General features: G+C 73.6%; 6 protein-coding genes. 1 reads left to right on the forward strand and 5 read right to left on the reverse strand.

What is annotated here, in order from left to right; genetic code table 11:
- From FNX44_RS21015 to FNX44_RS21025, 3 genes are all read right to left on the reverse strand, one after another.
- Nucleotides 1–1,980, reverse strand: a 1,980-nt coding sequence (locus tag FNX44_RS21015; protein WP_143650165.1) for an FAD/NAD(P)-binding protein, incomplete at its 3' end; no start/stop codon positions are given.
- Nucleotides 1,981–2,105: 125 nt separating this feature from the next.
- Complete coding sequence (locus FNX44_RS21020; RefSeq protein ID WP_143650167.1) at nucleotides 2,106–3,209, reverse strand: 3-dehydroquinate synthase II family protein; 1,104 nt, start codon at nucleotides 3,207–3,209, stop codon at nucleotides 2,106–2,108.
- On the reverse strand, nucleotides 3,206–4,036 hold the full coding sequence (locus FNX44_RS21025; protein ID WP_143650168.1) for a 2-amino-3,7-dideoxy-D-threo-hept-6-ulosonate synthase: 831 nt from the start codon (nucleotides 4,034–4,036) through the stop codon (nucleotides 3,206–3,208). Before FNX44_RS21025 ends, FNX44_RS21020 begins: the two co-directional genes overlap by 4 nt.
- Before the next feature lie 558 nt (nucleotides 4,037–4,594).
- Between FNX44_RS21025 and FNX44_RS21030 the strand changes: the two genes are divergently transcribed.
- Complete coding sequence (locus tag FNX44_RS21030) at nucleotides 4,595–5,443, forward strand: AfsR/SARP family transcriptional regulator (RefSeq protein ID WP_143650170.1); 849 nt, start codon at nucleotides 4,595–4,597, stop codon at nucleotides 5,441–5,443.
- A 246-nt stretch (nucleotides 5,444–5,689) separates the two neighbouring features.
- Here FNX44_RS21030 and FNX44_RS21035 read toward each other — a convergent pair whose 3' ends face one another.
- Together FNX44_RS21035 and FNX44_RS21040 are read right to left on the reverse strand one after the other, a co-directional pair.
- Nucleotides 5,690–6,772 (reverse strand): ParB/RepB/Spo0J family partition protein, encoded by a 1,083-nt coding sequence (locus tag FNX44_RS21035; protein WP_323369546.1) that lies wholly within the window; start codon nucleotides 6,770–6,772, stop codon nucleotides 5,690–5,692.
- A gap of 172 nt (nucleotides 6,773–6,944) precedes the next feature.
- The gene (locus FNX44_RS21040) at nucleotides 6,945–7,424 is read right to left on the reverse strand and encodes an RrF2 family transcriptional regulator (RefSeq protein ID WP_143650174.1); all 480 of its coding nucleotides are present in this window, start codon (nucleotides 7,422–7,424) and stop codon (nucleotides 6,945–6,947) included.
- Nucleotides 7,425–7,596: the final 172 nt, after the last annotated feature.

Raw genomic sequence — 7,596 nt, forward strand, 5'->3', positions numbered from 1 at the left:
CCCCGCCGCCGACGGTGCGGCGGCGTCCGCACCGTCGGCGGCGGGGCGGCGCGTCCCGGTGGGGCGCAGCGCGAGTACCGCGCGGGCGATGGCGTCCGAGTCGCAGAGGGTGACGGAGTTGACGCCGGGCCGGGTTCCGGCGGCGGTGACCCAGTGGACGGCCTCGGTGGGCACGCCATAGGCGAAGCGGCGCGGGTGCGGCTCGCCTGCGGCGTCGAGCAGGTGGTAGGGGCGTCGTGAGACGGCGAGGCCGCCGGTCTCGTACGTCCGGCCGCAGCCGGCGGGGATGTGGAAGAGGCGGCACTGGCCGGCGTCCAGCATGGCCCGCAGCAGCGGGTCGGCGGTGTGGCGGAGGTCGGGTTCGGGCAGTCGGGCCTCGACGAGCACCGTGGCGCGGTAGCGGGCGCCGGGCACCTCCGGAGACTCGGCGACGTAGCCGGCCGGCCGCAGCGGGGTGCCGGCCTCGGCGTGGACCCGTGTGCGGGGGCCGACGATCCGCAGCATCCCCGCCTCCACCAGCGCGATCATCTCCTCGATGCGGGAGGCGGGTGGCCCGATGGACAGGAAGGCGTTCAACCCGGTGTACCAGCAGTCGAGTTCGTCCCGGTGGGAGTCGCCGTCGAGTCCGGCGTGGTCGACGACGAGGCGGATCTCGTTGCGGAGGTCCCGCAGGACGTCGAGGGCGGCCTTGACCGGGTCGCCGACGTTGCCGCCGCGGGCCGCGCGGACGTCGGCGGCGAGGTGCGTCAGCAGCCAGCGGTGGAAGGACTCGGGGCCGTCGAAGACGCGGTCGCCCCAGGGGCGGGCGATGATGTCCCAGTCCCAGAGCCGGTCTTCGGGGACGCCGTACCGTGGCGGCACGGCCCGCCGCGGCTCGCCGTCCGGGGCGGCGAGGTAGTCGGCGACCAGGGCCGCGGCGTCGGCGGGGCGGCCCGCCGCCACCAGCAGCGTCTCGTAGTAGACGCTCTCGACCTCGGCGGCGATGAGCGGCCACAGGTCGGTCCCGAACAGCAGCCGGTCGCCGTCTTGGTGGCGTTCGGCGAGGCGGCGGATGGTCGCCGGGGTGAGCAGCCGCGGTGTGTGGCGGCCGTGGGCGCCCTTCTGGTTCTCGCCGCGTGCGTGGTAGGGGATGCCGCGTCGGGAGCCGGCGACCAGGCGGGGTTCGCGGCCGGACGGGCGGAAGCGCAGTCGGCCGCCGACGCGCTCGAAGCGGCCGCCGCGGCCGACGGTGAACAGCGCCATGTGGTCGAAGAAGTTGAGGCCGAGGCCGCGCAGCAGCACCGTTTCACCGGGCGGTACGGACGTGGCGTCGAGATCCGCGGGGTTGCCGGGCGGGTGGTGTCCGAGGCCGTACTCCGCCGCCTGCTCGGCGAGGGGCGCGGGGCGGCGGGAGTCGACGTGGCCCTGGGCGAGCACGACGGCGTCGAGGTGGTCGAGGTGGTCGCCGTTGTCGAGCGTGAGTCGTTGGCCGCCGTCCGCGCGTTCGCTGAGCGCGGTCGCGGTGGCACGGTGCACGACCACGGTGACGTGCTCGGGGGCGGCGACGACCACCTGGCGGAAGACGTCCTCCAGGTAGCGGCCGTAGAGGGCGCGGGTGGGGTAGTCGTCGGGGCCGAGGGCGCGGGCCTCGGTGAGCACGACGTCGTCGTAGCAGCCCAGTTGGGCCTCCAGTGGGCTGAGGTCGCCGACGCCTCGCGCCCACTCGTGGAGGCTGGGGCCCGGCTCGACGGGACCGGCCATCTCCACGGTGTCGTCGGTGTAGGCGGTGACCTGGGAGGCCACGGTGTTCATCAGAAGTTCGCGGGCCTGGTCGGTGCGCCAGACGCGGCCGGGCCCCGGCCGGTGCGGGTCGACGACGTGGACGGTGAGCACGGCGTCCGTGGGGTCGGCCCTTTCGTTGGCGCAGATCCTCTCCAGCACCGACAGTCCTCGCGGGCCGGCACCGACAAGACAGATGTTGAGCTGGGCACTGCTGCTCACGGGGCTTCTCCCGCCGCACGTCTGGGCCGGCCGGGGCCGGCGGTCCGCCTGGGAATCTCCGAAGCCGTGCGGGGCGGGGACCGCGCCGGGCGCGCACCCGCGTGTCCCCACCCCGCACGCGCGGCTCACTGCTCGCGGCAGAACTCCGCGATGGGGTAGCCGACGTGCCGGTCCTCCTCGGGGAGGTAGCCGAGCACCTTGTCGCCGGGCTTGAGTTCGGTGCTGTTGAGGACGGCGCCGCCGGGGCCGAGCACCCGCACGTGCCAGTCGTCCTGGAGGATCAGGTTCGCCGTGCGCCCGTCGGGGGCGACCGCGTCGATGGACAGCAGCGGACGGGACTCGATCTTCACCCGGCCGACCGTGACCAGCCTCGTCCGGCCGTGGATGTCGACGGCGGTGACCTTGCTTCCGGCCGTCAACTCACTGAGGTAGTTGGTGCGTTCGCCCGCGCCGAGCGTGTAGGAGTGGATGGCGCCGGCGTTGACGCGGAAGGGACGGGTCGGCATGTACGGCAGCGGGTGGGTCTCGCTGACGCAGAGGATCATGCCCTTGGAGGTGGAGCCGACGAGGATGCCCTCGTCCTCCCCGAAGTAGGTCGCGGTGTCCACACAGGCGCGTTCGCCCATGCCGACGTGCGCGGTCGCGGTGACCTCCAGCTCGACCAGCCGCACGTCCGGTACGTCGGTCTCGGCGGCCCGCTTCAGCGCGGTGGCGTCGCCGACCCGGGCGGGGGCCATCAGCACGCCGTCGGAGCCGAGTTCGAGGACGCCGAAGATGATCTCGGCCTCCTCGACGTCCTGCGCGACGGTGATCAGGCTGCCCTGGGCGCGGGCGGCCGCCGCGATGACGATCTCCAGCGGGATCTTCGTCGGGTCGCGGAAGAGCAGCAGGCTCCACTTCTCGGTGCGCCCCGAGCGGCAGGCGTCCTCCAGCGTCTCGGCGTCCACGATCTCGGTGAACCGGCCGAACTCCACCTCCGGGTGCCGGCCGGCGAGTTCGGCCGGCTCGCCGTGCTTGCGCGGGTCGACGACGACGATGTCGGCGGCGCCGAACTCCTCGGGCAGCGGCTTGCCCTGCGGGAAGAGGATCTTGCGGACGGTGGGCGGAAGGTTCTCCAGGTCGGCGAGGTCGTCGCTGAGCACGCCCTCCACTCCGGCGTGGATCGCCTCCTGGACGATGGCGTCCTTGGCCGAGCCGACGGTGCGGACGTCGATCCAACTGAGCTTCACAGCACACCTGCCAATCGTGAGGTGGTGGTAAGGGGGGTGTCGGTCGGCCCGGACAGCTCGCCGGGGCCGTGGACGATCCCGGCGAGTTCCCGGACGGTGTCCGCCGGGGACCGGGAGGTGAAGACGCGACGCCCAACCGCCAGTCCCCGGCAGCCCGCGGCGAGCGCCGTGCGGGCGAAGTCGCCGAGTTCCTGGCGGCCGTCGGCGCCGCCGGCGACGAGGATCGGGAGCGGCGAGGTGGCGACGACTTCGGCCATGCGGTCCGGGGAGCCGGCGTAGACCGTCTTGACCAGGTCGGCGCCGAGGTCGGCGGCGACGGCGGCGACGTGCGCGATCAGTCCCGGCACGGTCGGGTCGGCGAGCCGGGGCCCGCGCGGGTAGATCATCGCCAGCAGCGGCATGCCCCAGCGGTGGCAGGCCGAGGCGACCGCGCCGAGGTCGGCGAGCTGCGCGGCTTCGGTGTCGGAGCCGATGTTGACGTGCACGCTCACTGCGTCGGCGCCGAGCCTGACCGCCTCCTCGACGTCGGCGACCAGCACCTTGGCGTCGGCGTCGGGGGCGTGCGCGGTGCTGGCACTCAGGTGCACCACCAGCGAGCAGCGGGTGAGGAGCCGCTGGTCGAGGAGGCGCGCCCGCCCCTTGTGGACGACGATGCCGTCGGCGCCGCCGGCGACGATGTCGCGGACGAGCGCGTCGTAGCCGTCGGCGGTGCCGATCGGCCCGTCGGAGACCGAGTGGTCCAGGGGCACGAGGAGGAAGCGGCCGTCCCCGTGCCCGGACAACCTGGCCAATCGCAGTGAGGTTCCGGGTAGAGCTGCTCTCGCCATCAGGCGCTCCCTTGCGCTGGCGTGGGTGGACGAGGTGGACGAGGCCCGCCGGGGGCGGGACCGGGCGCCGGGCCTGCAGCAGCGTGGCAGTGCGATGTCGAGAAACGGTCGGCGAGCCGTCAAGGCCCGGCCGACGCCCGGCCTGTCCGGGCGCGTGCGCGGGGGTGCGGCTCGGCTACGGCGGGGGTGCCGACCGCGGGTGGACACTCACGGTGGTCGGCTACGTCCGACCGCCGGGTGCCAGGATCAGGAAACCGCGGAAGGCAAACGTTCAGTTTTGGACACTGGAAGCCGTGCAACCAGGGAAGATCATCAGTTGGACGGCCTCGCCGACAGTTCCCCACGCACATGACAGTGGGTTAGGCAAGCCTCAACGCGCATGCTGAGCTGCGGTTGATCACCGAGCGTCAACGGGCCCCCGTACCGGACGAACGCACGTGCGCGACCGGATTCCGCACTGACTTCCGTCGCGGACCGCTACGTAGAATGGCGGCGCTGTGATCGCTTACTCGTCGCATCACCAGACCACTGGTGGTCGTATCGCGAGATGGGGGATGTATGCGCGCTTCAACGTGTCAGGTACCTCACTTAGATGACCGGGATCACGCTCTCCGGGACGACCGGTCCGCCCTCCACTTCGGCGTACTCGGGCCGCTGACCGTCGGCGACGCCGAGGCCGGCGAGGTCGTCGCCATCGCACCCAAGATGCGCACCGTGCTCGCGCTCCTGGTCTCCCACGCCGACCAGGTGGTCCCCACCTCGGTGCTGATCCGGGAGCTGTGGGACGACAGCCCTCCGGCGAGCGGGCTGCGCACCCTCCAGACCTACATACTCAACTGCCGCAAGCTGCTGCGGCGGTTGACCGGCCTGCCGGCGGCTGAGCTTTCCGGACAGGTGCTCGTCACCCAGGCCGGCGGCTACGGCTTCCGCAGCCACGGCGGCCCGGTCGACTGGATGGAGTACCAGCGGCTGACCGACCGCGGTACCCGTGCCGTCGCGGAGGGCGACGACACCAGAGGCATCCGACTGCTCGACGAAGCGCTCGCGCTGTGGCGCGGCCCCGCCTTCGTCGACGTGCCGACCGGCCCGGTGTTGGAGTCCCGGCGGCGCCTCTTCGAGGAGTCCCGGCTCTCGGCGATCGTCGCGCTCGCCGAGACCCGCATCAGAGCCGGACTGCACCACGAGGTGATCGGCCACCTCGCGGCGCTCACCAGCGAACACGCCTTCCACGAGGGCCTGCACGCCCAGTACATGCGGGCGTTGGCGCTCAGCGGCCGGCGCGCCCAGGCGCTGGAGGTGTTCAGCACCCTGCGGACCAGGCTGGTGACCGAGATCGGGCTGGAGCCCGGCTATCCGCTGCAGCAACTGCAGTTGGCGATCCTCAACTCCCACACCCACGACCTCTGAACGGGTGGCGCGGACGGCCCGACCGGCGGTCGACCCCCTCCCGGACGCCGCTCGGCACACCCACACGTCCGCCACCTCCGGCTCCTTCGATTCTCCGTCACTTCGACCGTCGGCAGACGTCGGCCCGAGTCCGGGTGTGCCCCGGGCCCGGTCGGGAGCGCCGTCACGCGCGCTCACCGGCCGGGGCCGGGCGCCCGGGCCCGCATCGGGGCCCGGCCCCGGTCCCGTCCTCCGACGCGGCCGGACTCAGCCCGTCACCAGCGGCCGTCCGCGTACGACGCCGCGTTCGTCCGGCGCCGACACGGGCGGCTGTCGGCGCGCGGAGTCCCGCAGCCGCAGGGCGAACTCCTGCCACACCTCGGCGCAGGCGGTGGCCATCGCGGAGATCGTGTCGGCGCAGTGCGTCGGCAGTGAGTCCGCGAGGCGGTCCCACTGCCCGGAGTCCGCGATGTGCGGTTCCATCATGCGCAGCAGCAGCCGGCCGGTCTCCGTGTGCCGCAGCGACGGGTCCCGGCACAGGCTGCGGAACACCGCCGACCTGGCGTCGCCGGCCACCGCCGGCGGTGCCTCGGCCGGTTCCCGCACCGGTAGCCGGGCCGGCGGCCGGGCCGGCGCCGTCGGCTGCTCCGGAATCCTCGCGAGCGTGCGGCGCTGCCCCAGCGGCACCGGATCCTCGCCCCGACGCAACCGGTCCCGCACATCCCGGACCGTGCCCGGGGAGATGCCCGCCTTCGCGGCCACCTCCCGCAGCGACGCCTCCGGGCTGGCGGCGATGATGCGGCTGGCGAGCAGCCGCCCCTCGGCGCTGTTCAACGGGCGGACCCGGCCGTCCCGGCCGACCCGCGAGGCGCTGTGCGCGGCGTCCCCGCCCAGGCGCCGACGGTGCGCCGCGACCGTCTTGGCGGACAGCCCGGTCACCGCCGCCACCGCCCGGTCGGACCAGCGCGGATGCGAACGGAAGATGCGCGCCGCGGCGGCGGTCCGCTCGGCGACCGTGAGCGGCAGCCCGCCCGAGGTGTTGGCCTCGACGGCGTACACGAACGCCTCCTCCGGGGAACCGTCCAGCAGCCGCGCCTCGATGTGGCTGCGGCCCCTGACGCGGGCCACGCGCAGCCGGTGCGTGCCGTCGACCACCCGCATCGTGCGGCGGTGGACGACGATCGGTGGGAACTGCCCGTCCGCCTCGGCGAGCAGCCTGACGTGCGCCGGGTCCTCCCGCCGACGTCTGGGCGAGTCGGCCGGCAGCAGCCGGCTGATCGGAACGAGCTGTACGGCGGACAGCCTCGGCCAGGCACCGGGCACCCGGGGCCCGCCGGGCTGGGCGCTCACGCCCGGCACCCTGCCGGCCGGCGCCGTGCCGCCGGGTCGACCATCACCGACACCCATCGCTAGGAGATACCTCCCTCTCGCCTCAACTGGTCATCGTCCGTGGTGCGTCGCGGCCGTATCTCGTGTCCCCCGTGCGGTGCGACTCCCGTGGGCCCCCGTCGTGCGCGGCCGCTCAGCCCGCGCCGCTCAGCCAGCCGCGCAGCTCGCGCATCGCGGTGCCCGAGCTGTCGGTGTCGATGCTGCGGCCGAGGTCCGCGACGGTGACGTCGGCGAGCGCGCCTCGCCAGGCGGCGTCCGCGCTCGCCATCGCCCGGGCGACCGCGCACGGCTTCGCGCAGCTCTCCGGCGACAGCGCCAGCGGGCCGCGGCGGCGGATCTCTGTGCAGCGGAACGGCGGCTCCCGGCCGTCGACCGCCTCGACCACCTCGAGCACGGTGATCTCGGACGGTGCGCGGGTCAGCCGATAGCCGCCGGAAGGCCCCGGCACCGACCGCACGATGCCGGCGCGGGAGAGGGCCTGGAGCTGTTTGGCCAGGTACGCGGTCGGCACCCCGTGCAGCTCGGCGAACCGGGCCACCGGCACCGGCGACGTCGCCTGACTGAGCGAGACGCAGCAGTGCAGGGCCCACTCGACCCCGTTGGACATCTTCATGGCACCAGCTTAGCGGTCGCGGACATCCGATGTCCGGGATTCTGCTATAACTTGGACACCAAATATCCGAGATGAAGGTTACGGCTGTGACTGACACTCAGAAACACGCTGCTCCAGGGCAGTTCGGCGATGCCGCGCGCGCCTCGCGCGCACCGGCCGCCACCCCCGCACC

The sequence above is a fragment of the Streptomyces alkaliterrae genome, from assembly GCF_007097205.2.
Taxonomy (GTDB): Bacteria; Actinomycetota; Actinomycetes; order Streptomycetales; family Streptomycetaceae; genus Streptomyces; species Streptomyces alkaliterrae.

Excerpts from the sequence above, each read along its gene's own strand:
- FNX44_RS21025 (WP_143650168.1), bottom strand. The coding sequence starts at position 4,036 with ATGGCGAGAGCAGCTCTACCCGGAACCTCACTGCGATTGGCCAGGTTG.
- FNX44_RS21040 (WP_143650174.1), bottom strand. The coding sequence starts at position 7,424 with ATGAAGATGTCCAACGGGGTCGAGTGGGCCCTGCACTGCTGCGTCTCG.
- FNX44_RS21030 (WP_143650170.1), top strand. The coding sequence starts at position 4,595 with ATGCGCGCTTCAACGTGTCAGGTACCTCACTTAGATGACCGGGATCAC.